Origin of the sequence: Mesorhizobium sp. WSM4312 (genome assembly GCF_002294875.1) — a bacterium.
Taxonomy (GTDB): domain Bacteria; phylum Pseudomonadota; class Alphaproteobacteria; order Rhizobiales; family Rhizobiaceae; genus Mesorhizobium.
On sequence record NZ_NSFU01000004.1, the window covers coordinates 229,812 to 256,381 of the forward strand.

24 protein-coding genes, 2 tRNA genes and 1 pseudogene are annotated in these 26,570 nt (G+C 62.3%); 15 read left to right on the top strand and 12 right to left on the bottom strand.

The genetic code is table 11. The features are described 5' to 3' along the window. The first annotated feature begins 21 nt into the window (after window positions 1–21). Window positions 22–885 (top strand): DMT family transporter, encoded by an 864-nt coding sequence (locus CK228_RS08165; protein ID WP_095787479.1) that lies wholly within the window; start codon window positions 22–24, stop codon window positions 883–885. Window positions 886–906: 21 nt separating this feature from the next. Here the strand turns inward: CK228_RS08165 and CK228_RS08170 are convergent, their stop codons facing one another. The 3 genes from CK228_RS08170 to CK228_RS08180 form a co-directional block, all read right to left on the bottom strand. Further along, window positions 907–1,947 (bottom strand): zinc-dependent alcohol dehydrogenase family protein, encoded by a 1,041-nt coding sequence (locus CK228_RS08170; RefSeq protein WP_095787480.1) that lies wholly within the window; start codon window positions 1,945–1,947, stop codon window positions 907–909. A gap of 298 nt (window positions 1,948–2,245) precedes the next feature. Continuing rightward, a complete protein-coding gene (gene maiA, locus CK228_RS08175) occupies window positions 2,246–2,896 on the bottom strand; it encodes a maleylacetoacetate isomerase (protein WP_095787481.1) in 651 nt (216 codons plus the stop codon). A gap of 10 nt (window positions 2,897–2,906) precedes the next feature. After that, entirely contained in the window at window positions 2,907–3,605 is a 699-nt protein-coding gene (locus tag CK228_RS08180; RefSeq protein WP_095787580.1) for a fumarylacetoacetate hydrolase family protein, read from the bottom strand. Window positions 3,606–3,830: 225 nt separating this feature from the next. Here CK228_RS08180 and CK228_RS08185 point away from each other — a divergent pair, with 225 nt between their 5' ends. Next, the gene (locus CK228_RS08185; protein WP_095772885.1) at window positions 3,831–4,514 is read left to right on the top strand and encodes a response regulator transcription factor; all 684 of its coding nucleotides are present in this window, start codon (window positions 3,831–3,833) and stop codon (window positions 4,512–4,514) included. Window positions 4,515–4,547: 33 nt separating this feature from the next. Here CK228_RS08185 and CK228_RS08190 read toward each other — a convergent pair whose 3' ends face one another. Together CK228_RS08190 and CK228_RS08195 are read right to left on the bottom strand one after the other, a co-directional pair. Further along, window positions 4,548–5,888: a hybrid sensor histidine kinase/response regulator gene (locus CK228_RS08190; protein ID WP_095787581.1), complete on the bottom strand. Its 1,341-nt coding sequence runs from the start codon at window positions 5,886–5,888 to the stop codon at window positions 4,548–4,550. 4 nt (window positions 5,889–5,892) lie between these two features. Next, the gene (locus CK228_RS08195) at window positions 5,893–7,029 is read right to left on the bottom strand and encodes an FIST signal transduction protein (RefSeq protein ID WP_095787482.1); all 1,137 of its coding nucleotides are present in this window, start codon (window positions 7,027–7,029) and stop codon (window positions 5,893–5,895) included. A 313-nt stretch (window positions 7,030–7,342) separates the two neighbouring features. Between CK228_RS08195 and CK228_RS08200 the strand changes: the two genes are divergently transcribed. From CK228_RS08200 to CK228_RS08215, 4 genes are all read left to right on the top strand, one after another. After that, window positions 7,343–7,843, top strand: coding sequence for a (2Fe-2S)-binding protein (locus CK228_RS08200; protein WP_095787483.1), 501 nt, complete (start codon window positions 7,343–7,345; stop codon window positions 7,841–7,843). 115 nt (window positions 7,844–7,958) lie between these two features. Further along, entirely contained in the window at window positions 7,959–10,307 is a 2,349-nt protein-coding gene (locus tag CK228_RS08205; protein WP_095787484.1) for a xanthine dehydrogenase family protein molybdopterin-binding subunit, read from the top strand. A gap of 12 nt (window positions 10,308–10,319) precedes the next feature. Beyond that, entirely contained in the window at window positions 10,320–11,117 is a 798-nt protein-coding gene (locus tag CK228_RS08210; protein ID WP_095787485.1) for a xanthine dehydrogenase family protein subunit M, read from the top strand. Between the two features lie 267 nt (window positions 11,118–11,384). After that, window positions 11,385–12,407, top strand: coding sequence for an acyltransferase (locus CK228_RS08215; protein WP_095787582.1), 1,023 nt, complete (start codon window positions 11,385–11,387; stop codon window positions 12,405–12,407). A 1-nt stretch (window position 12,408) separates the two neighbouring features. Here CK228_RS08215 and CK228_RS08220 read toward each other — a convergent pair whose 3' ends face one another. The 3 genes from CK228_RS08220 to CK228_RS08230 all read right to left on the bottom strand — a co-directional run bounded on the left by CK228_RS08220 (window position 12,409) and on the right by CK228_RS08230 (window position 14,211). Then, complete coding sequence (locus tag CK228_RS08220) at window positions 12,409–12,906, bottom strand: SRPBCC family protein (protein ID WP_095787486.1); 498 nt, start codon at window positions 12,904–12,906, stop codon at window positions 12,409–12,411. 61 nt (window positions 12,907–12,967) lie between these two features. Next, on the bottom strand, window positions 12,968–13,456 hold the full coding sequence (locus tag CK228_RS08225; protein ID WP_095787487.1) for a GNAT family N-acetyltransferase: 489 nt from the start codon (window positions 13,454–13,456) through the stop codon (window positions 12,968–12,970). Continuing rightward, window positions 13,453–14,211 carry a copper homeostasis protein CutC gene (locus CK228_RS08230; RefSeq protein WP_245318120.1) on the bottom strand — a complete coding sequence of 253 codons (759 nt, stop codon included), beginning with the start codon at window positions 14,209–14,211 and terminating at the stop codon, window positions 13,453–13,455. Before CK228_RS08230 ends, CK228_RS08225 begins: the two co-directional genes overlap by 4 nt. A gap of 274 nt (window positions 14,212–14,485) precedes the next feature. On the opposite strand from CK228_RS08230, the gene CK228_RS08235 reads away from it, so the two are divergent. After that, entirely contained in the window at window positions 14,486–14,941 is a 456-nt protein-coding gene (locus CK228_RS08235) for a carboxymuconolactone decarboxylase family protein (protein ID WP_095787583.1), read from the top strand. Window positions 14,942–15,038: 97 nt separating this feature from the next. On the opposite strand, the gene CK228_RS08240 is transcribed toward CK228_RS08235, so the two are convergent. After that, complete coding sequence (locus tag CK228_RS08240; RefSeq protein ID WP_095787488.1) at window positions 15,039–15,470, bottom strand: cupin domain-containing protein; 432 nt, start codon at window positions 15,468–15,470, stop codon at window positions 15,039–15,041. A gap of 222 nt (window positions 15,471–15,692) precedes the next feature. Here CK228_RS08240 and CK228_RS08245 point away from each other — a divergent pair, with 222 nt between their 5' ends. Next, a complete protein-coding gene (locus CK228_RS08245; protein WP_095787489.1) occupies window positions 15,693–16,055 on the top strand; it encodes a hypothetical protein in 363 nt (120 codons plus the stop codon). 265 nt (window positions 16,056–16,320) lie between these two features. After that, window positions 16,321–16,521 (top strand): hypothetical protein, encoded by a 201-nt coding sequence (locus tag CK228_RS08250; RefSeq protein WP_095772875.1) that lies wholly within the window; start codon window positions 16,321–16,323, stop codon window positions 16,519–16,521. Between the two features lie 884 nt (window positions 16,522–17,405). Here CK228_RS08250 and CK228_RS34650 read toward each other — a convergent pair. After that, complete coding sequence (locus tag CK228_RS34650; RefSeq protein ID WP_142876333.1) at window positions 17,406–17,621, bottom strand: hypothetical protein; 216 nt, start codon at window positions 17,619–17,621, stop codon at window positions 17,406–17,408. A 1,084-nt stretch (window positions 17,622–18,705) separates the two neighbouring features. Here CK228_RS34650 and CK228_RS08265 point away from each other — a divergent pair. Next, window positions 18,706–20,752 (top strand): annotated as a pseudogene (locus CK228_RS08265) (flotillin family protein). Between the two features lie 255 nt (window positions 20,753–21,007). On the opposite strand, the gene CK228_RS08270 reads toward CK228_RS08265, so the two are convergent. Further along, window positions 21,008–21,082: transfer RNA gene (locus tag CK228_RS08270), tRNA-Asn, on the bottom strand. Between the two features lie 220 nt (window positions 21,083–21,302). Here CK228_RS08270 and CK228_RS08275 point away from each other — a divergent pair. The 5 genes from CK228_RS08275 (at window position 21,303) to CK228_RS08295 (ending at window position 25,612) form a co-directional block, all read left to right on the top strand. Next, window positions 21,303–21,590 (top strand): PGPGW domain-containing protein, encoded by a 288-nt coding sequence (locus CK228_RS08275; RefSeq protein WP_095787491.1) that lies wholly within the window; start codon window positions 21,303–21,305, stop codon window positions 21,588–21,590. 492 nt (window positions 21,591–22,082) lie between these two features. Then, a tRNA-Cys gene (locus tag CK228_RS08280) sits at window positions 22,083–22,156 on the top strand. Window positions 22,157–22,247: 91 nt separating this feature from the next. Further along, the gene (locus CK228_RS08285) at window positions 22,248–22,916 is read left to right on the top strand and encodes a protein-L-isoaspartate O-methyltransferase (protein WP_095787492.1); all 669 of its coding nucleotides are present in this window, start codon (window positions 22,248–22,250) and stop codon (window positions 22,914–22,916) included. A 165-nt stretch (window positions 22,917–23,081) separates the two neighbouring features. Next, window positions 23,082–24,482 carry a TolC family outer membrane protein gene (locus CK228_RS08290; RefSeq protein WP_179295841.1) on the top strand — a complete coding sequence of 467 codons (1,401 nt, stop codon included), beginning with the start codon at window positions 23,082–23,084 and terminating at the stop codon, window positions 24,480–24,482. Between the two features lie 305 nt (window positions 24,483–24,787). Next, window positions 24,788–25,612 carry a PopZ family protein gene (locus CK228_RS08295; RefSeq protein WP_095787493.1) on the top strand — a complete coding sequence of 275 codons (825 nt, stop codon included), beginning with the start codon at window positions 24,788–24,790 and terminating at the stop codon, window positions 25,610–25,612. A 59-nt stretch (window positions 25,613–25,671) separates the two neighbouring features. On the opposite strand, the gene CK228_RS08300 is transcribed toward CK228_RS08295, so the two are convergent. Next, window positions 25,672–26,304, bottom strand: coding sequence for a VOC family protein (locus tag CK228_RS08300; RefSeq protein WP_095787494.1), 633 nt, complete (start codon window positions 26,302–26,304; stop codon window positions 25,672–25,674). Between the last annotated feature and the right edge of the window lie 266 nt (window positions 26,305–26,570).

Genomic DNA, 26,570 nt, shown 5'->3' on the forward strand with positions numbered 1-26,570 from the left:
GCGAAAGCAATGGAGCTTGGAATGGACAAGACCGCGAGCGGCTGGGTGAATGGATTTATCGGCGTGCTGATCTTCAGCGGCTCGCTGCCGGCGACGCGTGTGGCGGTCATGGATTTCGACCCGACCTTCGTGACATCAGCCCGGGCCGCGATTGCCGGACTGCTTGGCCTGGCGATGCTGCTGCTGTTTCGTGAGAAACGTCCGGTGCGCGGCGATCTGGTGTCGCTGGTGATCGTGGCGCTGGGCGTGGTCGTCGGCTTTCCCTTGCTGACGGCATTGGCGCTCAAGCACATCACCTCGGCCCATTCGATCATCTTCATCGGCCTGTTGCCGCTGGCGACCGCGATCTTCGGCGTGCTGCGCGGCGGCGATCGCCCTCGTCCGGCGTTCTGGCTGTTTTCGTGCGTGGGCAGCGCGCTGGTCGCCGGCTTCGCGCTGACGCAGGGCGTGACCGCCTCGCCGGTCGGGGATGGCTTGATGCTCGCCGCCGTCGTCGTCTGCGGCCTGGGCTATGCCGAGGGCGCCGCGCTGTCGCGCAGGCTTGGCGGCTGGCAAGTGATCTGCTGGGCGCTGACGCTGTCGCTGCCGATCATGCTGGTGCTGACTTTCGCGACCCTGCCGCCATCCTTTGCCGGCATCGGCTCCAACGCCTGGATCGGGCTCGCCTATGTCTCCCTGTTCAGCATGCTGATCGGCTTCGTCTTCTGGTATCGCGGCCTGGCGCAAGGCGGCATTGCGGCGGTGGGCCAGTTGCAGCTGCTGCAGCCCTTCTTTGGCCTGGCGCTCGCGGCAAGCCTGCTGCACGAGCAGGTCAGCCCGCTGATGGTGGTCGTCACGCTGGGCGTGGTGGCGTGCGTGTTCGGGGCGAAGAAGTTCGCGCGGTAGTTCGGGAAGCGCCCCCCCCGCCTAGAACTTCGTCACCACCCCAATGCCGATCCCCTCGAAACCGCCCATCGCCATCAGCGCGGCGGGCGCTTCGTCGAGGCTGATCTTCTTGCCGACCAGCAGTTCGGGCTTGAGCTTGCCGTTGCGGATCATGTCCATCATCGCCTGGTAGCGATAGGCCTGCATGCCGTGGCTGCCGAGGATCTCGAGCTCGAAGGCGATGATCTTGTCCATCGGCACTTGCGGGCGGGCGTGCTCGCCCAGCATCAGGCCGACCTGCACATGGCGGCCGCGCCGGCGCAGATTGGCGATCGAGTTGAACGACGTGGTCGGATGGCCGAGCGCGTCCATCGAGATATGCGCGCCGCCATTGGTGATCTGCTTGACCGCCTTGACCACATTCGGCGTCGTCGACGCATTGATGGTCGCCACGGCCCCGATCTTTTTGGCGAACTCCAGCTTCTCGTCGGTGAGGTCGATGGCGATCACATTGGCGCCCATCGAACTGGCGATCATGATCGCCGACAGGCCGACCCCGCCGCAACCATGCACCGCCACCCATTCGCCGGGCTTGACCCGCCCTTGGTCGACGATGGCGCGAAACGAGGTGACGAAACGACAGCCGAGGCTGGCGGCGGTGGCGTATTCCATCTCGTCGGGCAGGCGAACCAGATTGGTGTCGGCATGCTCTATGCCGACATATTCGGCGAACGAGCCCCAGCCGGTGAAGCCGGGCTGCGTCTGGTGCTCGCAGACCTGATGGTTGCCTGAGCTGCATTCGAAACAGCGGCCGCAGCCGACGGCAAACGGCACCGTCACGCGGTCGCCGGCCTTCCAGCGGCTGACCTGCTTGCCGGCGGCGACGACGACGCCCGCCAGCTCATGTCCGGGAACGTGCGGCAAGGTGATGCCGTCGTCATGGCCCATCCAGCCATGCCAGTCGCTGCGGCACAGCCCCGTCGCCTCGACCTTGATGACGACGCCATCGGCGGCCGGTTTCGGATCGGGGACGGTCTGGATCGTCGGCGCTTCGCCGAACTTCTCGAAGACGACGGCTTTCATCGGTCACTCCACCCCTGCGCGATAGATCGGTTCATCGCTTCATGGAAACGAAGAACCACTCTATCTCATTGTTTTGACGCAATCCCAGACGGAAAACCGCATCACACTTTTCCTGGAATTGCTCCGGGGAAACGATAGCCGATTCCCTGGCCGGTAAAGCGGAAATCGATTCCGCCAGCCTGACCAGTCTGCTGAACCGGCCAGGGTCAGCCGTTTTCCCGGTTGCGGAAATCCGCGAGCATTGGGGCGGGCGGCTACATGATCTTCTACTCGCTCGGCCCGTCGGCAGTAGCAGCCTTTACTCCGCATCGATCTGGTTTTGCGGAGCGGCTGTCTGGAAAGCTGGCAGTGCCATGCAGGCGGCGTTGATGCGGGTGATCGTCGGGTAAGGGGTCAGGTCGACGCCGAAACGGGCGTTGCTGGTGATCTGTGCCGCCAGGCAGATATCGGCCAGCCCCGCCGCCTCGCCGTGGCAGAATGTTCCGGTCTGAGGCGAGGAAGCCAGAATCTTGTCAAGCGGCTGAAAGCCTTCGTTCACCCAGTGGCGGAACCAGTTGGTGATGTCCTGGTCGCCGGCACCGAACAAGGTGCGCAGCGAGGTCAGCACGCGCAGATTGTTCACCGGGTGGATGTCGCAGGCGATCATCTGCGCCAGCATTCGCACGCGCCCCCGGCCAAGCGGATCCTTCGGCAGCAGCGGCGGCGCGGGCTGGATCTCGTCGAGATATTCGATGATCGCCAGCGACTGCGTCAAAAGCGTGCCGTCGTCGAGCACCAATGCCGGCACCAGCCCCTGCGGGTTGACCGCGAGATAGGCCGGCTCCAGATGCTCGCCATGGCGCAGATGATGCGGGACATAGTCATAGCTCAGCCCCTTCATCTCCAGCGCGATCCGCACCCGGTAGGAGGTGGAGGAGCGGAAGTAATTGTGCAGGACGAAGTCGCTCATGGCCTGTCATTCATGATTGCGGCTGGCCGATCGTCGCTTCTATCGTGCCGATGCCGTCGACGCCGCCGGTCATCGTCTCACCCGGCTTGACCGCGCCGACGCCGGCCGGCGTGCCGGTGAAGATCAGGTCGCCGGCCTGCAATTCTACGCCCTCGCTGCAGATCGAGACAATGTCGGCGATTGGCCAGATCAACTCGGTGAGATCGGCGTCCTGCCGGACCTTGCCGTCGACGGCGAGCCAGATGCGCCCTTTCGTCGGATGGCCGGTCTTTTGTGCAGGAACCAGCGGGCCGCAAGGGGCGGAGCGGTCGAAGGCTTTCGACCAGTCCCAGGGCCGCGCCGCCTTCTTGGCCTCGTCCTGGAGATCGCGGCGGGTGAGGTCGATGCCGACGGCATAACCCCAGACGTGGTCGAGCGCCCGCTCGCGCGCAATGCGGAAGCCCGGCCTGCCGATCGCCGCCACCAATTCGATTTCATGGTGCAGATTGGCCGTCAGCGGCGGGTAGGGGATGACGGTGCCGGAATCGACCACCGCGTCGGCCGGCTTGGTGAAGAAGAAGGGCGGATCGCGCTCGTCATTGCCGAATTCGCGCGCATGCGCCGCATAGTTGCGGCCCACGCAGAAGATGCGCCGCACGGCAAAGCGCTCGGCCGACCCGCTGATGGCGACGGAAGGCGTTGGCGGCACGGGAAGGACGAAGGCGGTCATGGCGGTCTCTGCGTTGGATATCAGGATGATGGCGGCACCTTCGGCCGATTTCGGAACCCGGGCAAGGCGTCGCTTTTCATAAAGCACGGGCTTTGCCCGGCCGTATAAGGAATTCAGGGTCCCCATCACCTTTGCAGCGGCCTATCAACCGGCGATAGACTATTTGCTAATAATCCGGCCATGGTCGCGGGACTATGGTGTGGCAGGTAAACCGGAACGAGCCACATGACAGTACCCAACGATCGCGCCCGGTTCCTGATCATCGACGACCATCCGCTGTTTCGCGAGGCGCTGCACAGCGCCGTTCAGATGGCCTATCCGGAGGTCGACACGGTCGAGGCACGCTCGATCGCCGAGGCGCTCGACCTCCTGGCCGATGCCAAGCCTTTCGACCTTGCGCTGCTGGACCTCAGCATGCCCGACGTGCACGGCTTCGACGGGTTGCTGCAGCTCAGAACCCGCTATCCGCGCCTGCCGGTGGTCATCGTCTCCGGCTACGAGGAGCCGAGGATCATCTCCGAGGCGTTGTCTTATGGCGCGGCCGGCTTCATCCCGAAATCGGCGCGCAAGAGCGATCTGGCCGCCGCCATCCGTTCGGTGATGGACGGCGCGATCTATGTGCCGGAAACCTATGAAGGCCAGCCGGCGGACCCCGACAGCGTCGATCGCGCCGACATGGTCCAGCGCCTGTCCAAGCTGACGCCGCAGCAGTTGCGCGTGCTGCAGATGTTGCGCCAGGGCCTGCTCAACAAGCAGATCGCCTACGAGTTGCAGGTCGGCGAGACCACGGTGAAGGCGCATGTCTCGGAGATCCTGCGCAAGCTCAACGTCTACAGCCGCACGCAAGCTGTGATCGAGGTTTCGAAGCTGGACAATGCGGAGCTTTTCAGGGATCAGGCTGGGTTCTGATCTTTTACCTCCATGTCAGGGGAGGGTATGGAGCTAAGCCAGCAAATGCGCCAGCAGTGCCCGCAACTGCGCCGGCTTCAGCGGTTTGCGCATCAGTTCGATGCCGTCGGCGCGCGCGGCCTTGGCGACGGCTTCGGAACTGTCGGCGGTGACGATCAGCGCCGGAACGGCGCGGCCGAGATAGTCGCGGACTTCCGATATGGTGGCGGTGCCGAGGTCGCCGCCGTCGAGATGCTGGTCGGCAATGACGATGTCAGGCACCCAGTCGGTATCGCCGAGCAAGTCAAGCGCATCGTCGGTCGAGGTCGCTGCCCGCACCAGGCATTGCCAGCGCTCGAGCAGGAAGGTCATGGCCTCCAGCACCTCGGCGTCGTTCTCGACCAGCAGCACCTTCGTGCCGAACAGGCCGTAGCCGCGCGACCGCTCCAGGCTGGTGGCGCTGGCGATGGCGTCGGCGGGGGCGCCGATGCCGACCGGGACATCGATATGGAAGATCGTGCCGCGCCCGACCTTTGACGAGAAGGTCACGGGGTGGCCGAGGGCGCCGGCCATGCGGCGCACGATGGCAAGCCCGAGCCCGAGGCCGCCGCCGTCGAGCCCCGCATTGGCGGGCAAGGTGCCGCGATGGAATTCCTCGAACACCGCCTCGCGCTGGTCCTCGGGGATGCCGCAGCCGGTATCGGCGACGTCGATGCGGATCGTATCGCCGCGATGCCTGGTGCCGACGAGCACGCCACCCGAGCGGGTATAGCCCAGCGCGTTGGAGAGGATGTTCTGCAGGATGCGACGCAGCAGCGTGCGGTCGGAGCGGACCACGGCATTGACCGGCCGGAATTTCAGCGACAGCCGCTTCATTTCCGCGACCGGCTGGAAATCCGAGCGCAGCGACGAGAACAGCGCCTCCAGGTTGACGTCGCCGATGTCGGGGTGCACCACGCCGGCATCGAGCTTGGAAATGTCGAGCAGGGTGCGCAGCAGGTCCTCCATCGTCTCCAGCGAGCGCTCGACCTGCCGCACCAGCTTCCTGCCTTCGTCGCTGGTCTGCACCTCGGCGAGCGCCGAGACGGACAGATGAGCCGCGTTCAGCGGCTGCAGCACGTCATGGCTGGCGGCGGCGAGGAACCTCGTCTTGGACAGGTTCGCGAACTCGGCGTTTTCCTTGGCGGCGCTGAGGTCGATGTTGGACTGTTCCAGCCGCCGCAAGGTCGAGTGCAACTCCTCGGTGCGCATGCGCACCCGGTTTTCGAGAGAGATGGCGGTCTGGAACAGCGAGAAGGCATTGCCTTGCTGGTCCATCGAGCGCTCGACGCGGCTGACCAGGGCGGCGTTGATCTTCTTCAGTTTTTCGAGGTCGTTTATATCCTTGAGCGGCATCTTGTTATTCTGCAGCCTGGCGTTCGCCAAAGGCAATGCCGGTGAAGGTCTGGTTCAAATGCATCGACCGGTACTGTTCGCCATAGGTGCCGAAGCCGACGACATTGTTGACCCGGTAGAGTTCCGAAATATCACGAAAGACCTGCCGGTTGCGCGCATCGAGCCGGCGCAGCACGCAGTCGAAGCCGAGGATCAGGTCGATGCCGCCAAGCCTCGCCTCGACCTCGCGCAGGGCCGCGCGTGTCGATTCCACCATGTCCTTGGGTTGGGCGATCGACAGCACGACGCCGTCGTCGATGGCGCAGAAGAACGACAGCGAGCCGTCCGCGTGCATCCTCTGGATCGAGCGGCAATAATATTCACCGCCCACCTTCACCACGACCGGGTGCGAGGCGAAGCTCAGCGGCGTCAGGGTCTGCGGCACGATACCGACGGAAGCGGCATATTCTTCTGCCGCGTTGGTGGCGTTGAACTCGCGTACGATGCGGTGATCGGCATCGGACGCCGTGACCACCAGTTTTTCGTCGGTCGGAACGAAATTGTCGGTCTTGAAGACGTGGAACGGAATTTCCGTGGCGATCAGCACGATGATGGCGCTGTCCGAGGTGACCCTGCCGTTCGAGATCAGGCGCGTCGTCTCGAATTTCAGGTCATCGCCAGCCGAGCCGCCGAGCAGGGGTATGTCGTCAAGACCCCAATGGATGGCAGAGCTGACCGCTTCCTCGGCGTAGGACAGCCCGTCGATGAAGCAGAGCGCGAAGGTGTTCCTGGTCCGCTCGCCGCCCACCCGGACGCGCAGCGTGCGCCGCAAGGCCTCGACCTCGCCGGTGATCTTGTCCATGCCCGACGAGGATAGATTGTCCACCATGGCGCTGACCGCGGTGAACGACGCCGAGGGAAGCAGCATCGCCAGCATGTGGCCTTCCTCGAGCCCCTGCGGCGTGATCTCGCCGGCGGTGGAGCAGCCAGCATGGTGAAGCCCCGGCGCATACGCCGAGAGCGCCCGCGACAGGGCGCCGGCCTCGACAAGGCTTTGGGAGAAGAACACGAGGGCAAAGCCGGCGTCGATTGCCGCGGCCTCGCTGGCGACCGCGCGAGCGAAAGCAACCGGGTCGGGCTCGTCCGTGGTCAGCGCCGACAGGCCGCAAGCGTAGCGCGTCCGTGAACTGGTCAGCGGCGTTCTCCCGCATTTCCTCCGACGCTCTTTTATACGCGGCTGTTTTTACAGGCTTCTGGCGCGCAGGCGTCGAAGGATATTGTTGCTTCCAATCGGTGTTTTGGCAATGGGGCGAGGGGAATGTGCCTCCGGCCGTGGCCATGACCGAAAGTACAATGATCCGCCTTTTCCGTCGCGCTGTTTTTTGTGCGTTGTGCGGTGTACGAATAACGCATGGCCGAAGTGCCAGCGGCGCGTCGGCAGCGTGATGACCAAGGTTGATACCCAGGGAGGATTCATGTCGGACGTTTCGTTGATAGTGAACGGCAGGCGGGTCAGCGGGACCGCCGAGGATCGAACGCTGCTGGTTCACTTCCTGCGCGAGAATCTGGGCTTGACCGGCACGCATGTCGGCTGCGACACCTCGCAATGCGGGGCCTGCGTCGTCCATGTCGACGGCAAGGCGGTGAAGTCCTGCACCATGCTCGCGGTACAGGCGTCCGGCTCGAGCGTTGTAACGATCGAAGGTCTCGCCAACGGCGCCGACCTGCATCCCGTGCAGGCCGCCTTCAAGGAACATCACGGCCTGCAATGCGGTTTCTGCACGCCTGGCATGATCATGGCGGCAACCGACATGATCAACCGCCATCCCGAAGGCCTCGACGAGGCGACGGTGCGAGCCGAACTGGAAGGCAATATCTGCCGCTGCACCGGCTACCACAACATCGTCAAGGCGATCCTCGCCGCATCGAAGACGATGGCGAAGGGGACCAAGGGCAGGGCCAAGCAAGCGGCGTGATGAACAAGACAGTAGGGCAGTAGGGCACTAAGGCAGTAGGGAACCAGCAGAAAAACTTCCCTGCTGCCTTAGTGCCCTGCTCACCTACTCCCCTTAAATTCGGGAGGAATTTCTGATGGGTATTGAAGGTGTTGGCGCTCGGGTCGCGCGCAAGGAAGACAAAAGGTTCATCACCGGCGCCGGCCGCTATGTCGACGACATGGTGGTTCCCGGCATGAAGCATGCGGCTTTCGTGCGCAGCCCGCACGCGCATGCGCAGATCAAGAAGATCGACGTCAAACGAGCGCAAGCCATGCCCGGCGTCATCGGCGTGCTGACCGGCAAGGACCTCAAGGCCGACGGCATCGGCAACCTCATCTGCGGCTGGATGATCCATTCCAAGGACGGTTCGCCGATGAAGATGGGCGCCTGGTCGCCGCTGGCCGTCGACAAGGTGCGCTATGTCGGTGACGCCGTCGTCATCGTCGTGGCCGAGACCAAGGGGCAGGCCCGCGACGCGGCCGAGGCGGTCGAGATCACCTACAAGGAATTGAAGGCCGTCGTCGAAGCCACCAAGGCGCTCGAAAAGGGCGCGCCGCAGATCCATGCCGAGTCTGAGAACAACCTGATCTTCGACTGGGAGATCGGCGATGCCAAGGCGACCGACGCGGCGATCAAGGCCGCGGCGCATGTCACCCGCATGAAGATCGTCAACAACCGGCTGGTGCCGAATGCCATGGAGCCGCGCGCGGCTCTCGGCCACTACGACAAGGCCGAGGACCATTACACCTGTTGGACGACATCGCAGAACCCGCATGTCGCGCGGCTGGTGATGAGCGCCTTCTATAATGTCGCGCCGGAGAACAAGCTGCGCGTCATCGCGCCGGATGTCGGCGGCGGCTTCGGCTCAAAGATCTACATCTATCCCGAAGAGATCGTCTGCCTGTGGGCTTCAAAAAAAACCGGCGTGCCGGTCAAATGGGTCGCCGACCGCACCGAAAGTTTTCTCTCCGACGCGCATGGCCGCGACCATGTCTCGACGGTGGAAATGGCTTTCGACAAGAACAACCGGGTCACCGGGCTGAAGGTCGACACGATCGCCAATCTCGGCGCCTACATGTCGCTGTTCTCGTCCTGCGTGCCGACCTATCTCTACGCGACGCTCTTGTCGGGCCAGTACGACATTCCGGCCATCCACGCCAATGTGCGCACGGTCTACACCAACACGGCTCCTGTCGATGCCTATCGCGGGGCAGGGCGGCCGGAAGCCACCTATCTCCTGGAACGCACGATGGAAGCGGCGGCGCGCGAGCTTGGCGTGTCGCCTGCCGAATTGCGGCGCAAGAACTTCATCACCTCCTTCCCGCACCAGACACCGGTGATCATGAACTATGACGCCGGCGACTATGGCGCCTCGCTCGACGCGGCCATGAAAGCTTCGGATTATGCCGGCTTTGCCAAGCGCAAGGCGGCGGCCGCTAAGAAGGGCTTGCTGCGCGGCATCGGCATGAGCTGCTACATCGAGGCTTGCGGCATCGCGCCGTCGGCGGCGGTCGGCTCGCTTGGCGCCGGCGTCGGCCTTTGGGAATCGGCCGAAGTGCGGGTCAATGCCGTCGGCACGATCGAGGTGCTGACCGGCTCGCACAGCCATGGCCAGGGCCACGAGACGACCTTCGCGCAACTGGTCAACCAGCGTTTTGGCGTACCGATCGATTCGGTTTCGATCGTCCATGGCGACACCGACAAGGTGCAGATGGGCATGGGCACTTACGGTTCGCGCTCGGGCGCGGTCGGCATGTCGGCGATATCAAAGGCCCTCGACAAGGTCGAGGCCAAGGCCAAGAAGATCGCCGCCCACCTGCTCGAAGCCGACGAGGGCGACATCGTCATCGAGAACGGTGAGCTGAAGGTTGCCGGGACCGACAAGAACGTGCCGTGGTTCCAGGTGGCGCTGGCCGCCTATACCGCCCACAATCTGCCGGCAGGGATGGAGCCCGGATTGAAGGAAACGGCCTTCTACGATCCGTCGAACTTCACCTTCCCGGCGGGCTGCTACATCTGCGAGGTCGAGATCGAACCGGAGACCGGAACGACAGAGATCGTCCAATTCGTGGCCGCCGACGATTTCGGCAATATCATCAATCCGATGATCGTCGAGGGCCAGGTGCATGGCGGCATCGCGCAAGGGATCGGCCAGGCGCTGCTGGAGGGCGCCCATTATGACGCCAGCGGACAGCTTCTGACCGCGAGTTACATGGACTATACGATGCCCCGCGCGGGCGACCTGCCATCGTTCAAGGTCTCGACCTCGAACACGCCCTGCCCGGGCAACCCGCTCGGCATCAAGGGGTGCGGCGAGGCCGGCGCCATCGGCTCGCCGCCGGCGGTGATCAACGCCATCACCGATGCCATCGGCATCGCCGACATCGCCATGCCCGCCTCGCCGCCCACCGTGTGGGCCGCGATCCGCGCCGCGAAGCACTGAGGAGGAACAACCATGTATTCGGTCAACTACCATCGCGCCGCCTCGGTTGCGGATGCCGCCAAGCTGGTGAAGAGCGGCGACGCCAAGCTGCTGTCCGGCGGCATGACGCTGATACCTGCCATGAAGACGCGGCTGGCGGCCCCTTCCGATCTCGTCGATCTGTCGCGCATCAAGGAGATGCAGGGCGTCAAGGTGTCGGGAAAGACGGTCACTATCGGCGCGGCCACCACGCATTTCGACGTCTCCAACGACGAGAAGCTCAAGAAGGCCTGCCCGGCGCTTGCCCATCTGGCATCGCTGATCGGCGATCCGGCGGTGCGCTACAAGGGCACGATCGGCGGTTCGATCGCCAACAACGATCCGGCGGCCGACTATCCGGCGGCCCTTCTGGCATTGGGCGCCACCATCGTCACCAACAAGCGCGAGATATCGGCCGACAAGTTCTTCAAAGGGCTGTTCGAAACGGCCTTGAAGGATGGCGAGATCATCACGGCGGTCTCCTTCACCGCCCCGGCAAAGGCGGCCTACGAAAAATTCCGCAACCCGGCCTCACGCTACGCGATCGTCGGCGTGTTCGTGGCCAAGGGCAAGGACGGCGTCAGCGTCGCGGTGACCGGCGCCGGTGACGACGGCGTGTTCCGCTCGAAGGAGATCGAGGCAGCCCTTGCGAAGAATTTCGACGCCGCATCGCTCGCCGGCGTGAAAGTGCCGGCGAAGAACCTGATGAGCGACATCCACGCTTCCGCCGACTACCGCGCCAACCTGATCGCAGTCATGGCCAAGCGCGCGGTGGCAGCGGCTAACGCCTGACAGCATTGGTTGCCGACATGAAAGGGGCCATCTTGGCCCCTTTTGTATGCGGTAGTGTAGCCGTGCGGCTCGTGAAGGAATTCCGCCACGCGGCCGCTCCCTTGCTCGAGGCATTTCCGCCAGCCTGCTGCCCAAGGAACTGCGTCGCTGCCAATCTCGCACTTGCACAAACCTATATTGCACTGCAGTATGGGTTGGGGCGGGAATGCGAGCCGGGTTCGGATATGTACCGCCGTGCCCTTTCGCATGCCAATGCGAAGGATCGGCATGTCCGAAATTACCGCGACCCAGATGGTTCCGTCCCGATCCGCCGTCGACAGATCGGCCAGAACAAGATTGGCCTATCTCGATGGCTGGCGCGGCCTGTCCATCGCCCTGGTGCTGATCGGGCATTTTTTTCCGGTTCCGGGAATCAATCTGGGCGTGCTTGGCGTCGAATTCTTCTTCGTGCTCAGCGGCCGGCTGATGGGCGAGATCCTGTTCATCGAACGCTATCCACTGAAGAAGTTCTTCAAACGCCGCTTTTCGCGCATCTACCCGGCGCTGCTGGTCTTCGTCGTCATCGCCATGATCGCGCTTTCCGGCACCTTCGTCGCCTTCAAGTGGAAGGCGGCGCTGACGGCACTGACATTCACCTACAATTACGCCGGAATTCTCGTCACCCGCGCCGGAGCGCTCGACCATATCTGGTCGCTTTGTGTCGAGGAGCATGCCTACATCATCCTGGCGTTGATCAGCGCGCTCGTCTCCAGCCGCAATCGCGTCATCCCTTTGCTGGTGACGCTCGCCTTGTTCGCAATGGCCAATGGCGCGGTGTCGTACTGGGTGTTCAGGCTGGATTACGAAGCTACCTACTGGCGCACCGATGTGCACATCGCCTCGATCCTACTGTCGGCTTCGATCTGCCTGCTCAAGGCCGAAGGCCGGCTGCCGGAGGTGCTGAAGGGGCCTTATATCGCCCTGGCAGCGGCGGCGGTCGCGGTTTTGCTGTTCATGGACCCGGTGCCGACGCCGATCCACTATCTCCTGGCGGTGCCGCTGCTGGCGCTGGCCGTCAATGCGCTCGATTTCAGCACGCCAATCTTTTCCAAATTGCTCTCGTCCTGGCCCATGGCGACGTTGGGCCTGTGGTCATACTCACTCTATCTGTGGCAGCAGCCCTTCTACAAATTCGTCTACGAGCAAGGCAGTAGTCCGTGGCCGATGCTGGCCGGTGTCTTTGCCTGCGCGCTCTGCAGCTATTACCTCATCGAGCGGCCGGCGCGTGAATGGCTGAACCGCAATTGGTGATTCAGGCTCCATCGCGCCGAGGCACTGTTGTTGCGAGCCTGAGATAGCGCCGCAGGCCGGCTTCGCCGCGCGGCATTGTCCAGCGATGGTTCCAGGCGAAGGCTGGCCGCAGCAGGGGTGCCAGGAATTTGAGGATCGGCCTCTCGACAGTGACCTGCCAGGTCAGTTGGACATGGGTGCCGCTGCCCGACGGCGACAGTTCGGCCCGCCAGAGCCCGTCGAAGTCGCCAAAGGTTTTCACGACGACCAGCCGGCCCGGCTCGAGTTCTGCGGCCTCGATGATGAAGTTCAACTCATAGGGCAGGGCGCCGCGCGCCCGCGCCCTTGCCCGCGAGCCGACTGACGCCTTGCCCTTGCGGTCGAGCGGAACCACTTCCTTGTAGACCTCGCCCCACCAGAGCGGCAGCAATTCAGCGTCGGAGAGCACGTCCCACACTTGCTGCGGCGTGCCTTCGGGAATGTCCCAGCTTTCGTCGAAGCGGAAGACGTTGCTTGGCATCGCGGTTCCTCCATTTGGTGGAACGCTTATATTAGGCGCGTCTTCTTTATGTGGCCAGCAATCAGGTGACGATCTGCTTGACGTAATAGCGCACCGTTTTCTTGCCACCGTGGATCACCGCTTCGCCGACCTCGGTAAAGCCCAGCGCGGCGTGGAAGGCGTCCGAGGCAGGGTTGGGCGGATCGGCGTTGACCTCGCAGGTGACCAGCGTGTGGCCGGCGCGTTCGGCATGTTCGAACAAGTCCTGATAGAGCAGGCGCGCATGGCCGCGGCCCCTTGCATGCGCCGCCACGACGACGCGGTCGACATAGATGAAGCGTCCGTAGCGTTCGCGGAACCAGATGAAGTTCGGGCTGTCGTAGTTGGCTTCCTGGTCGAAGGTCATGATGAAGGCCTCGAGATCGCCGATGCGCCGTGCGTAGAACGCCTCGCCGAGCAGGAACGACAGCCGCTCGGCTTCGAGCCAGGACAGTTCGGCGGCATGCTCGTTGTTGAGCGCCAGTATGTCCGCTTCGTCGCCTTGCGCTATGCGGTCTATCGGGGTGGTCATGCCTTGGCCGCCGCGATCGTCGCCGCCACCTGTGGTGTGTCGGTCACTGTGTTGCGGTATTCGCGATCGAGATCGGAGCCGCCCATGCCAACCTTGGGATTGCGGTAGTGCATGGCGCTTGGCACGTCCTTCAGCGCTGCAAAGTGCATTTCGGCCAGTCCGGTTCTTTGGCGCACCTCGGCGATGTTGCCGAGATCGAGCCCGCCGCAACCGAGGATGATGATGCGGTCGCCGGCCTGCCGCACGAGATCCGCCAGTATGGACAATCCTTCGATCGCGGTGTCGCGTTGGCCGCTGGTCAGCACGCGGCCGACCTTGCAGCCAATCAGCGCCTCCAGCGCCTCGGCCGGGTCGCGTGTCATGTCGAAGGCGCGATGGCAGGTGACGTTCAGGGAGCCGGCGGCCTCCGTCAATTCGCTCATGCGCTTCTCGTCGATGGTGCCGTCGGCGTTCAGGCAGCCGAACACCACGCCCGGCACGCCGAGATCGCGCAGCGCCGCGACATCGGCGAGCATCGAGCGGTATTCGGTCTCGCTGTAGAGAAAATCGCCGCCGCGCGGCCGCACCATGACGTGAAACGGCACTGTCGCCTGATCGAGAGCCGCGCGCACCGTGCCGAGGCTCGGCGTGATGCCGCCTTCGACCAAGCTGGCGCACAGTTCGACCCGGTCGGCGCCGGCAGCCTGCGCGGCGAGCAGGCCATCGATGCCTTCGACACAGATTTCGATCAGCGGCAGGCGGGTTTGCGTGGTCAAGGGGCGATCCAGTTCATGATGTTGCGCAAAGCCCTAGCACCCGGGCGGCTGGCGCGAAAGCGTGAACGGCGCACCGCCATTTGGACCAGCCGACATTTCCCGGCTTGACAGTCCTATAACTGTGTAGTTATGAATAACCCATAGCTACACGGTTATGGATTGACCGGTGGCCGTGCGGCGGCAGCCGAAATTCCATCTGCTGAAAATCCCGGATGCGTTGCTTCCGGGCTCGGCAAAACACGTCCTGACGAAAACGCTTCAAAAGGAGAAGACCATGCAAGCTAGACTCAAGAATCCCGTGATGCTCATCCCAGGCGCCCTGCAGGCGCTGCTGGCGTTGGACAAGTCGACCGAGGCGGCCGAAATACCCTATGTGACGCGCAAGCTCATTCATCTGCGCGCCAGCCAGATCAATGCCTGCAGCCTCTGCGTCGACATGCACGCGCGCGAACTGAAGAAGGCCGGCGAGAAGGACGAGCGCATTTTTGCGCTGGCGGCGTGGCGCGAGACGCCCTACTTCACCGACGCCGAACGGGCCGCCCTGGCGCTGGCCGAGGCCGGCACGAGGCTTGCCGACCGGCCCGACGCGGTGCCGGACGATGTCTGGGACGAAGCCGCCCGCCACTATGATGAGAAGGCCCTCGCCGCGCTGGTTGTCCAGATCGCCCTGATCAACGCCTTCAACCGGCTGAATGCGACGACACGACAGATGGTCGGCAGCTGGGGCTGAGCACCGGTCCTGCGCTGCAGGATGGTCATCCGATACGGAGCGGGAAGGCGGGCGGCGCGTTGCCTCCCGCCTTTCGCCACATGAGCGTGACGCCTGGCTACTGCCGCAGTTCCGTGTTCTTGGCGCCTTGCTCGACCTGGTCGATCACCAGGAGCTTGACCGGGCCATCGCCGATGTTCGTGGCCTGATGCCACTGGCCGATCATCTCGATGATGAAATCGCCTGTGTTGTAGGTGTTGCTGTTGCCGGTCTCGACATTGGTGACCTTCAGCGTTCCGGCCTCGACATAGGCATAGCGCGGGAAGGGGTGCCGGTGCACCGGCAAGGTCGCGCCCGGTGCGATGTCATAGCTCGACACCAGCACCTGCACGTTCTTCTGCGGCAGCGTGATCGGCTGGCCGGAAGCGGTGGTCGTGCGTGATGCGAGCGGGGTGACGACGACAGGCGTGGTGCTGCTGTCCAGTGCCAGAGCGCAATTCGCGTAAAGCGCAACCGCGGCCAGCAGAACCGAAATCAGGATTTTGCGCATGATACCTCCCCGAACTGAGGCATCTATCGCGCGGCGGACAACCGCGCGCAAGCGGGAGTGGCGTTCGACATTGCGATGAATGGCTCAATCGACCAGCCAGCCGAAGACTTCCTTCATATTCCGCCTGCTCCGCGTCGGGCAGCTTGCCGGAATTTGACGCAGAACAATGTGCCGCCCGATCGCCGGCCCTACAGAATTGCGTTCAGTCGTAGGAGCTCGGACATGATGTTTGATGCAATGACCAGACGCACGGTGGTAGGCACGATGGTCTCCTTTCCGCCCATGGGGGCCGCTGCGGCGGAAAAGATTTTTGCCGCAAACTCGAACGAAAGTCCCATCCTGGCGGGTTTTCGGCGCTGGGAGGCACTGACGAATTCGATCTCCCTGGACATTTCCGACCGCGATCTGAAACGCGTTTATCAAGACATGTCGGAGATCGTGAAGGCCATCCTTGCCATCCCGGCTACAAATACGCACGAGTTCGCGGCGCAGTTCCTGGTGGTTTGCAGCGGCGACGCGATCGAATACCAGCGAGCGGCCCAACAGCTCCATGCCCATGCGCAGAGCATTGTCGGTATGGCGTGAGGGGGCGCCGTGGGATGGCTCCGCAGGCTTCCTCGCCGTTCCACGTAATCCATCGCAAGCTCCCTGGAAAGCAATGGTGAAGCGGCGATTTTTATTGCGCTCGCCCCGGGCTGCTCTCTGGTCTCCGCCGGCTTTGATCTACCTTTAGCGCGCGATCGAAGATGGGTTCGCTTCATTTAATTGATGGATGAAGCCTAATATGAGTAGGTGCTAATAAATACTCACGTCCTATGTTTTGCAGAGACTCGCTGGTGGGTGGCCCAATATGACCAAGACGACACTCATTGCTATCGCTGTCCTTGCCATCAGCATCGGCTATGCCGAGGCCAAGGACAGGGACCGGCCGGTTTGCACCGCGTCGAGCCCACTCTCCAAGGTTCTCGGTAACAAATGTTTGCTCGTCAAGGGATCGATGATCTATGGTGACATTGCCGAGCTTTCCCAGATAGTTCGTTTGGCCTGGTAGCCAAGGCGGCGGCATGTTTCGCCATCCTGTTTGCCCTTAAGGTCGAGCACCGCGCCGGTCGACTACAAACGCAAACCAGCTCCCTTTCGGAAGTGCTGGACGATTTGGGGTGATGGCGCCGGCGAACTCGCCTTCGTGGAAGAGCTGATTGCCAGTTTGATCTGATTTGACGCGGCCTCTTTGCGGGTCATTCGCAGGGGTTTGCCAAAGCGAGCATGGTTTTCCACCGTTAACTCTTTCGATCGAGTTTTCTTGCTGGCGCTTCGGTGACTCGTTTATTAGAGACTCCTTATGGAGCGACGGCACGCAATCCGAAGGGTCAATGATGGCCTCTGGGAAGTCTACGACATAGACAACAACAAGGTTGTGCGCGTGGGTGGAGTGCCCTTGACAAACTTGTTGGGTGAAGACGCGCTCGACGCGTTGGACCTGATAAGGGATGGCTTCCTGACCCCGGGCCAGTCCAGGAGGACAAAGGCCTAAGCAAGGTGCCAGTTCAGGGCGACTAGTCGGGCGGCGGAAGTTGCAATTCCTGATGCAAACGCTGATTGACAGCGAAAGCGATCGCATCGGACTCACGTTCGAAGGCTCTAGAATAGGTGTTGCCGTCCGTTGTTACGATCGTAACAACCCACTCGCCTAGGGATTGGCTGATTTCTACAGTTGGGGCCATGCTCCTGCTTCAAAAACTGACGGTTTCGGAATGTCTCACGAAGTCGACGTCCTTCATATTAGCGGTCCTGAATATAATGCCATGGATGGCTGTGATTCTCCAAATCGTGCGCAAGCCGAAACCGACTTTCGAAAGCGCCAAGCGAGCGACCTGACAGTGGCCCATCGCGGCTTATTGGAGCAAGCCGGCTATTGCTTTCGTCGGGCCACGCTCATCGTCCGGGGCGGGTCGGCGGGCAGGGTGCTGATCGGCCGTGTCGCCTGACATCACCTTTTAGACCCTGCGCAGCTTTGATCACGGCCTTGCGGCTGTTACCGTGTTTTAGGATCAACTCCCAGACCAGGTCCGCAGTCAAACCGTTCTCCGAAGCGAAACTTTCGACCTGATGGTCGTGAATAGCATCATGCCAGGCCTTATAGCCGCCCATTTGGGTCTCCGCTCCAGGCGCCGCATGGCAAGTATATGCGTCTATGCTAATATTGTAGAAACATGCGAACGAAGGACGCAATCAGGCCCATGGCGCGGTCCAGGAGGCCGTTCAGACGCTTCTCGACTGACCGGCGCATTCGCGCGGGTTCATCCCCACCGGCATACCGAAAGGTCCACGTGCCGACGTGAGCGGTCATTGGGCGATCTCCCGCTCTACTTGGTCCATGACGCGGTCCCCTGCGGCGCCTAGAACCTTCGCGATGCGGAGCAGTCGAATGGCTAGGCGAATTTTCGGCCTGACAGGGAAGTGTCTTGTCTTCTCATGCCAAAAATCGAAAGCCAGACTCTGACCATCTCGATGTCGAGCTCTCGGTTTTTGTTGAGGCATCCGAAAGCACCGGTGGTGAGGGTCCCGCCGACGGCCCCAACTGCCCCAGACGCAACGGCATTCCAAACCTTGGATGGCATCGCGCTAGCCCCTTTCATTGAAAGTTGGATAGTCGCGCAGGAACGCGTGCGAAAGCGCCATCACGACCGGAAGGGACGGGGAGACTCGCAATTATAGCCCCAGACGTAGCCCCAAAGGCAAAAGCGCAATTTCGCGCTCACGCAGACATCATAGCCAAGTGCTTGAGAATGTTTGGCTCCCCGGGCCGAATGAAACCGCGAACTACGAGCTGCTGATCCCCCTCGAAACTACGCCAGAACCTTCCGACGGTTCTGACCCGTCAAGAGCGCGATTTCGCGCTCTTGCCAATTTCTAAAGCCAATGTTTTCGAAATAGCGACAGCGTTGGAAATACTTTTACGATTTCCTCGCGAAATATCTTTAAACCTGTAGGCGCTATCCCTACTTCATCCATTGTCTATCAAGGCAACACCGATGTAACATCGCTCACGGCTGCGCTTGCCCTTACTGGGGACTCGGGACGCGCGGTCACTTTCCGATACTGAGCAGCCCAAGCGTTCGACACGCCCTTAGTGCGTCGAGCGTGTCGGTGCGCGATCTCCCCGCTTCATCAATCAACACCAACCGGGTGGCCGTTGGGTGAACAAACCCGCGCGCCCCACAGGAGAGAAGAGATGGAAACCCTACAATATCTCGGCCCGATGGAATGGATGGCGATCGAAGTAGCGGTACTAGTCATCGCGCTGGCAATCCTGTTGTGGTGGAGCGGCGTGGTCCGCTACATCCCAAACGACAGGCTCGGCATCTTGGAAAAACTATGGAGTTTTCGCGGCTCCGTCAGCAGCGGCTTCATTGCGCTCAACCGTGAGGCAGGCTACCAGCCGGAAGTCGTGCGCGGCGGCCTGCATTTCTTCATGCCGTTCCAGTATTCGATGCATCGCGCCAACCTTGTCACCATCCCGCAGGGTCAGATCGGCTATGTCTTTGCCCGCGATGGCAAGCCGCTGCCTCCGACGCAGACACTTGCTTCCAACACCGACGCCGATGATTTCCAGGATGTGCGCGGCTTTCTCGAAAAAGGCGGACAGAAAGGACCTCAACGCAAGATCTTGCGTGAAGGCACCTATGCCATCAATCTCGCACAATTCATCGTGCTCACCGCCCAGTCGATCTATGCCGTTAATCTGAGTTCGTCGGAACAAAGCCTTTTTGCCAATATGTCGAGCATGATTTCGGAGCGGGGCGGCTTTGAGCCAGTCGTCATCCATAATGCAGAGGACATGATCGGCATCGTCACCATCCATGACGGTCCGGCGCTGCCGGACGGCGAGATCATCGCGCCGACCGTCGCCAATGATCCGAACGACCCGAACTTCCATAACAATTTTCAGGACCCGGAGAAGTTTCTCAATGCCGGCGGCTACCGTGGCCGGCAGTTGCAGGTGCTGGCCGACGGCAGCTACTTCCTCAATCGCATTTTCGCGACTGTCGAACTGGTCGAGAAGACGATCATCGACGTTGGCACGGTGGGTGTCGTCGTCTCCTACAATGGCCGCCACGGCACGGACATATCCGGGCAGGCATACCGCCACGGCGAGCTGGTCGAAATCGGCGCGCGCGGTGTCTGGTCGACGCCGCTGCTGCCAGGCAAGTATGCGTTCAATACCTATGCCGGCAAAATCATCACCGTACCGACCACCAACTTCGTGCTCAAATGGACGAAGGAGCAGTTTGGCGAACACAGGCTGGACGAGAACCTGTCCGAGGTGTCGTTGATCACCAAGGATGCGTTCGAGCCTGTGCTGCCGCTCTCCGTCGTGGTGCATATCGACTATATGAAGGCGCCGCTCGTCGTGCAGCGTTTCGGTGACATCAAGCGGTTGGTCGAACAAACGCTCGATCCGATGGTTTCGGCTTACTTCAAGAATATCGCCCAGACGAAGACGCTGATCCAGCTTCTGCAGGAGCGTAGCGATATCCAGCGCAAATCCGGCGAGGAGATGCGCGAAAAATTCAACTCCTACAGTCTCGAGCTGCAGGAAGTGTTGATTGGCACCCCCCGTGCCGCCAATGGCCAGAACAGCATCGAGCAGATCCTGATCCAGCTGCGCGAGCGCCAGATCGCGGTCGAAAAGGTCGAGACTTATAAATTGCAAGAGAGGGCGGCCACTCAGGAACGCACGTTGCGTGAGAAGGAGGCGCTCGCCGAACAGCAGGCCAAGATCACGACGTCGGCGCTTACCATCGAAATCAGTGAGAACGAGGGCAAGGCGCAACTCGCCCGCACTCGCCAGGAGGCGGAAACCATTCAGGTCACCGCCAAGGCAGAGGCCGAGAAGGTACGCCTGGCCGGCCTGGGCGAGGCCGACATGATCAAGGCTGTGGCGCTTGCCGATGCCGAACGCATCAAGGCGACCGGTTTCGCGGAGGCCGAGAAGGTGCGCGCCATCGGTCTGGCGGAGGCCGAGGCAACCGAGAAGAAGGTCGCGGCCCTTCGGCGGCCCGGACTATCAGCTCAACTCGCAGGTTCTCATGCGCTTCGCTGAGGCGATCGAGAATGGCAGGCTGCCGCTCGTGCCGCAGATCCAGATCGGCGCTACCGGTGGCGAGAAGGGGGCCGCCAATGGCCTTGTCGAGATGATGCTTTCGATGCTCGTTGCCGACCGTGTTGGGCGGCAAAACATTCCGGATGCAATCCCGGAATCCGTTGAGGAGGAATGATTGGGGATGGGCCGGTTGTACCGGCCCATTTTGCGCTCCTGCCGAAACATACCCCGGCGAGGAGGAATATGGTAGCGGGCTTCTAGTCTAGCCCCTTTCATTGAAAGTTGGATAGTCGCGCAGGAACGCGTGCGAAAGCAACATCACGACCGGAAGCGACGGGAGACTCGCAATTATTGCCCCAGACATAGCCCCAAAGGCAAAAGCGCAATTTCGCGCTCACGCAGACATCATAGCCAAGTGCTTGGAAATGTTTGGCTCCCCGGGCCGGATTCGAACCAGCGACCAACCGGTTAACAGCCGGTTGCTCTACCACTGAGCTACCGGGGAACGGATGCTCTTCAGCAAGTGGCGCAGCCTATAGCAAACACCTTTCGGCTTTGCAAAGAAGCATTTCGCTTTTTTCCGAGACTTTTTCGCGCGGCGGTTTCTCGCAATCGGCGGCGTCCGCCCTCATATTAGCCGTCTTGGCGGTAGGCGCGGAACCGAAACGGCGGTCGCGGCTTTCGTAAACAGGCTTTTTCGAGCGACCAGACGGGCAGCCATTGCGATGACGGCAGCAGACGAAAACCGGGTACCGGCACGAAAGATCTCGATTTTCGGGCGCGAATTCACCATGCCGCAATCGCGCGGCCTCAGAATCACGATCGGCATTCTTTTGACCATCGGCGGCATTCTCGGCTTTCTGCCGTTCCTCGGCTTCTGGATGGTTCCGATCGGATTGCTGGTGCTCTCCTATGAATTCGCCATGGTGCGACGCCACCGGCGTCGCTTCGTCGTCTGGTGGGAGCGGCGGCGTCGGCCGGATGGAACGACGGGCACCAAGCCGGGCCTTTGACCGTGCCATCCTTCCGTGTCGTCATGCCCTTGTTCGTATTTCGGATTTTGGCGAATCCGCTTTTCGGTTCGCACCTCTCTCCAAATCCTCGCGGATTTCCCTGAGAACGGCGGCAGCCGAGGCGAGACGCGCGCGGTCGCGCGGCGAAAGCCTGGCGGTGCCATCTATCGCAAGGCAGTCGATGGCATGGCGCAGCAATGCCTCGCATGCTGATCGCGACAAGCCGTCCCAGGCGTTCCTTCCGGTGTTCGGCGCTGCCGGTCGCATGGCGAAGTCCTCCTCGTTTCTCAACGGTGGCGAGGGCGTGGAGTTTCTCGTGATCTGCTGCTATACTTAATGATCGTCTAATATTCGCCGTGACCCACCGTGGCCACGGCGCTCGATGTGGAGGGTCGGATTCTTGCAGAGGAAACCGCGCGGAATGCGTGGTGGCCGCTTGACGCCATTTTCGCCGCAACCTATTGGAACCGGGTGGAACGCCGGGAGCAACGAGGCCTCGTGGCGGAGTGGTTACGCAGAGGACTGCAAATCCTTGCACCCCGGTTCGATTCCGGGCGAGGCCTCCAATACCCGGGCTCCCGCGCGCTCAGCGCCGGAGCCTGACGTTCTCATCGAAATGAACCGCGGTTCTGGCGCGGCAAGCGGATTGGTTGGAACATGAGCGCTGATTTCTCCGAGCTTCGCGTCAAGATGGTCGACGGTCAGGTTCGCACCACCGACGTGACCAGCGCCCCGCTGCTGGAGGCCATGCTTACCGTGCCGCGCGAGGTTTTCGTCGGCGACCGCCAGCGCGATCTCGCCTATATCGACGAGGACATCCGCATTGCCGATGGCGCCGATGGCGCGCGCTATCTGATGGAAGCATCGCCGCTGGCCAAGCTGATGCAGCTGGCCGAGATCAATGCGACCGATTCGGCGCTCGATGTCGGCTGTGGCACCGGCTATGCCTCGGCCATCCTGTCGCGGCTGGCGAGGTCGGTCGTGGCGCTCGAAAGCGATTCGGCGCTGGCGCAAACCGCGGCATCGACCCTTTCCGGCCTTGGCTGCGGCAATGTGACCGTGGTCCAGGGTGCGCTGGCGCAGGGCCATGCGGCCAAGGCACCCTATGACGTCATCTTCATCGGCGGCAGTGTCGAGAAAGTGCCGGCGCCATTGCTCGATCAGCTGGCCGAAGGCGGCCGACTCGTCGCGGTCGAAGGGCGTGGCAATTCCGGCGTGGCGCGACTTTTTTTCAAGGCTGGGGGGGTTGTAACCGGGAGAAGGGCATTTAATGCGGCAATTAAGCCACTACCGGGATTCGAACGTGAGCATGCTTTTGAATTCTGAATGATTTAGCCTTGCAGCAGAGGCTTTGTCATGGTCGCTTACATTTGAACAATCGTTGCTAATCCCAGACTGGGGGCACTTTGGGACCGAGTGACAGGGAACAAAACACGCCACTCCGGCTGCTCTGACGAGAAGCTGGCGCGGCGAAGTTCCCATGGAAAACGAATGAGGGATGTACTCGTGCCGTCTGTATCCAAGACCCTTTTTGCCGCCGTCCTCGTCTCCGCGACCGCGCTGTCCCCACTAACCGCGTCGGCGGAAACCATCACCGGCGCGCTCGCCAAGGCCTATCAATACAATTCCACGCTGAATTCATCCCGCGCCGGCGTGCGCGTCACCGACGAAGGCGTGGCCATCGCCAAATCAGGCTGGCGCCCAACGATTACGGGATCGGCTTCCATCGACTATACAAACACGCGCCAGGCAAATGGCGGCGGCAACTCGAAGCTGACGAGCGGCGGCTACGGCATTCAGATCAACCAGTCGCTGTTTGACGGTTTTCAGACGAAAAACAACGTCGCGGCGGCTGAAGCCCAGGTCAAGGCGTCGGTCGAGAGCCTGCGCAACAGCGAAGAGAACACGCTGTTCAGCGCGGCCACGGCCTATATGGACGTGATCCGCGATCGGCAGATCGCGGTGCTGACCGAACAGAACCTGCAGTTCCTGACCGAGCAGGCGCGTGCCGCGCGCTCGCGTTTCGAGGTTGGTGAGGGCACGCGCACCGACGTCGCGCAGGCCGATGCGTCGCGCGCCTCGGCGGTGGCCTCGCTCAGTGCCGCCCGCGCGCAGGCGCTGGCCAGCGCCGCAACCTACCACCAGGTGGTCGGCGACGAGCCGGGCAAGCTCAAGCCCGCTTCGCCGTTGGGCAGGCTGCTGCCGTCGAGCCTCGATGCGGCGATTGCGATCGGGGCAAACGAACACCCGGCCATTCTCGCTACGCAACATCTGGTCGACGCGGCAGCGTTCTCGGTGAAGTCGGCGGAGGGCGCGCTGTTGCCGCAACTGTCGGCGTCGGCCGGCATCTCGGAAAACTACCGCAAGGCCATTCCAGACATCTCGGGCACCAACGGCAATTCGACCTCGGCGAATATCGGCGCGACGCTGACCATTCCGATCTATTCGGGCGGGCGGACCTCGGCGGTCGTGCGGCAGAACAAGGAATCGCTTGGCCAGGCCCGCATCCAGGTCGACGTCAGCCGCGACCAGGTTCGCCAGGCAGTGGCCACCGCATGGTCGCAATACACCGCCGCGCAGCAGAGCGTCTCGGCCAACAGGCAGGTGATCGACGCCGCTCAACTGGCGCTGAACGGCGTCATCGAAGAGCGCAATGTCGGCCAGAGGACCACGCTCGACGTCCTCAACGCGCAGGCCGCCGTCATCACCGCGAAGATCAACCAGGCCAATTCCGAACACGATGTGGTGGTGGCGAGCTATGCCATCCTGTCGGCGATGGGTCGCCTGTCGGTCGACCGGCTTGCCTTGCAGGTCACCAAGTACAAGCCCGAAGAGCACTACAACGCCGTCAAGGACAAATGGATCGGCCTGCGCACGCCGGACGGCCGCTAAGCGCCGGCGGCCCGACTTATGTCGGGCCAGTCCGAGCGCAACCTTGCTTGAAAACCGGTTCTGCTTCGGAATTGCGCCTGTCTCTTTGCACTTGCGCGATTCCGAAGGGAGCGCGCGGCGCGCTTTCCCCAGGAAACCCGTTTTCACACTTTTCCCGGAATTGCTTCTAATCTGTTGAAATCCCACATGTCCCCAGATTGGGGATTCTCGTGCCGCGATCCGTCGGTTACGCTGTCGCCATGATTCGAATCCGGCTTCTGCCGGAGCGAAAGAACTAACAGGTCACAAGGGCGGCGGATGTGACGATGGCAACGGCAAGCAGCGCGCAGCGCGAACCTTCCATGGAAGAGATACTGGCTTCCATCAGGAGGATCATCGAGGACAGCGACAACGGTCGCAAGCAGTCGGGCGAGGCCGAAGAGCTGCGGCAGGATCTGGAGCCGTCGCCGGGCGAGGCTCCCGCCGCCGATGTCGATGCATTTCGCGCCGAGCTGCATGCAGCCCCCGAAAACAGAAAGCCGGGCGCGCTCGCGGAAATCCAGCCGCCTTCGCCCGAGCCGGTGATCGCGCGCGTGGAATCGCAGACGCGCGCCGATCCCGTGCCGCTCAAGCCGTCGATGACGCTTGCCGAGGTCAGCGCCAGGATCGCCGCCGAGCCGGCGCCCGCCGCCACGACCGAAGCGCCGGCCGCCCCGCAGGCCAGCGCGACAAGCGATGCCATCGTTGCCGATTGGCGGCGCGAGATCGCGGCGGTCGGGGAGCAGGCGAAAGCGATCCGCAAGCCGGTCGCCCAACCCGAGACGCCGACGAGCGAACCGGTGGTGGAGGCTGCGTTCGAACGGCCGTCTTCGAGCGAGGCTCCTGCAGACGCCGCTCAGGCGTGGGCGGCGGCGAGCGATGGGCCCGCGGCGCGCCCGGCAATCCTTTCCGAACATGCGGGCCGGCAGGTCGCGGCGGCCTTCGGCGAGCTGTCCGACGCCTTTGCCAGCCGCAGCAAGAAGACATTCGACGAGATGGCCGAGGAGATGCTGCGGCCGATGCTGCAGGACTGGCTGGACAACAATCTGCCGACGCTGGTCGAGCGCCTGGTGCGCGAGGAGATCGAGCGCGTCGCGCGCGGCGCGCAGTAATCTCCTCCAACGATCACTCTCGAAACGCCGCCCATGAGGCGGCGTTTTTGTCGATGAGGTCAGCCCGCGCTGGTCGCGAAGCAGATGAGGTTGCCGTCGGGGTCTTTGACGATGAAGGTGCGGGCGCCCCAGGGTTCGGTCCGCAATGTCTGGTGGAACGGGGCCGTGGCCGCCTGATACTCCAGAAATAGAGCCTTGATGTTGTCGACAACGATCGTCGCCGCCAGTAGGTCATCGGTCGAACTGGCGGCGAGTGGAGGCTTGTCGACATGGCGCAGGTTGAGCCGTGCGCCATCGCGGATGATTTGGGCGTAGAAGGGCGGCTCGCCATAGGTGAAGCGCGTCTCGAAGCCGAGCTTTTGCCGGTAGAAACTACAGGCCGCTACGATGTCGCAGACAAAGAGCTGTGGCTCGGCAAAGGCGAGATGCGGTTTTGCGGCGTCGGTTGCTAAATGATCGGTCACGGTTTGAAGGCCTTCCTTCAGCGCCTGCCAGCTCTCGAAACCTGACTTCCTGGCGACGAGTTCCTGGGCATCGGCAAGCTTGAAGCCGTGATCGAGGATCTGGCCGTCGCTGAGATGGTGAAAACGCGGCAGGAGCCATCCAATCACAGCGGCGACGGGATAATACCGTTCGCGATGCCACTTCAGATAGAGTTTGGCCTGTTTCTTGTGGTGTTCGAGGGTCGGCATGGGCGCATTGTGGAGTTGAGGTGGCGTAGGCGGGCAATGCCCCTCCGGCTGGAAGCCGATGCGCCCTACTGCAGCGCCCGTACCGTATGGCTGAGACGGCTGGCGGTCAAGGTGCGAGTGCCGAGCGCCACGACCTTCCGTTGAAATGAACGCGGACACACCTATTTGCTTCTCATGAACCGAGGCGGCCCTTGCGGTTGACTTGGCCAAGACCTTCCGATTTACACCGAACCAGCAAAAATCCCGACAGCGCGGACCGTTTCCCC

Coding starts and splice junctions, on each gene's coding strand:
- CK228_RS08285 (WP_095787492.1), top strand. CDS start 22,248: ATGAGCGCTGATTTCTCCGAGCTTCGCGTCAAGATGGTCGACGGTCAG.
- CK228_RS08240 (WP_095787488.1), bottom strand. CDS start 15,470: ATGCGCAAAATCCTGATTTCGGTTCTGCTGGCCGCGGTTGCGCTTTAC.
- CK228_RS08185 (WP_095772885.1), top strand. CDS start 3,831: ATGACAGTACCCAACGATCGCGCCCGGTTCCTGATCATCGACGACCAT.
- maiA (WP_095787481.1), bottom strand. CDS start 2,896: ATGAGCGACTTCGTCCTGCACAATTACTTCCGCTCCTCCACCTCCTAC.
- CK228_RS08210 (WP_095787485.1), top strand. CDS start 10,320: ATGTATTCGGTCAACTACCATCGCGCCGCCTCGGTTGCGGATGCCGCC.
- CK228_RS08200 (WP_095787483.1), top strand. CDS start 7,343: ATGTCGGACGTTTCGTTGATAGTGAACGGCAGGCGGGTCAGCGGGACC.
- CK228_RS08190 (WP_095787581.1), bottom strand. CDS start 5,888: ATGCCGCTCAAGGATATAAACGACCTCGAAAAACTGAAGAAGATCAAC.
- CK228_RS34650 (WP_142876333.1), bottom strand. CDS start 17,621: ATGGGCGGCTATAAGGCCTGGCATGATGCTATTCACGACCATCAGGTC.
- CK228_RS08250 (WP_095772875.1), top strand. CDS start 16,321: ATGACCAAGACGACACTCATTGCTATCGCTGTCCTTGCCATCAGCATC.
- CK228_RS08295 (WP_095787493.1), top strand. CDS start 24,788: ATGGCAACGGCAAGCAGCGCGCAGCGCGAACCTTCCATGGAAGAGATA.
- CK228_RS08300 (WP_095787494.1), bottom strand. CDS start 26,304: ATGCCGACCCTCGAACACCACAAGAAACAGGCCAAACTCTATCTGAAG.
- CK228_RS08205 (WP_095787484.1), top strand. CDS start 7,959: ATGGGTATTGAAGGTGTTGGCGCTCGGGTCGCGCGCAAGGAAGACAAA.
- CK228_RS08220 (WP_095787486.1), bottom strand. CDS start 12,906: ATGCCAAGCAACGTCTTCCGCTTCGACGAAAGCTGGGACATTCCCGAA.
- CK228_RS08290 (WP_179295841.1), top strand. CDS start 23,082: ATGAGGGATGTACTCGTGCCGTCTGTATCCAAGACCCTTTTTGCCGCC.
- CK228_RS08165 (WP_095787479.1), top strand. CDS start 22: ATGGACAAGACCGCGAGCGGCTGGGTGAATGGATTTATCGGCGTGCTG.
- CK228_RS08180 (WP_095787580.1), bottom strand. CDS start 3,605: ATGACCGCCTTCGTCCTTCCCGTGCCGCCAACGCCTTCCGTCGCCATC.
- CK228_RS08235 (WP_095787583.1), top strand. CDS start 14,486: ATGCAAGCTAGACTCAAGAATCCCGTGATGCTCATCCCAGGCGCCCTG.
- CK228_RS08275 (WP_095787491.1), top strand. CDS start 21,303: ATGACGGCAGCAGACGAAAACCGGGTACCGGCACGAAAGATCTCGATT.
- CK228_RS08170 (WP_095787480.1), bottom strand. CDS start 1,947: ATGAAAGCCGTCGTCTTCGAGAAGTTCGGCGAAGCGCCGACGATCCAG.
- CK228_RS08225 (WP_095787487.1), bottom strand. CDS start 13,456: ATGACCACCCCGATAGACCGCATAGCGCAAGGCGACGAAGCGGACATA.
- CK228_RS08215 (WP_095787582.1), top strand. CDS start 11,385: ATGTCCGAAATTACCGCGACCCAGATGGTTCCGTCCCGATCCGCCGTC.
- CK228_RS08245 (WP_095787489.1), top strand. CDS start 15,693: ATGATGTTTGATGCAATGACCAGACGCACGGTGGTAGGCACGATGGTC.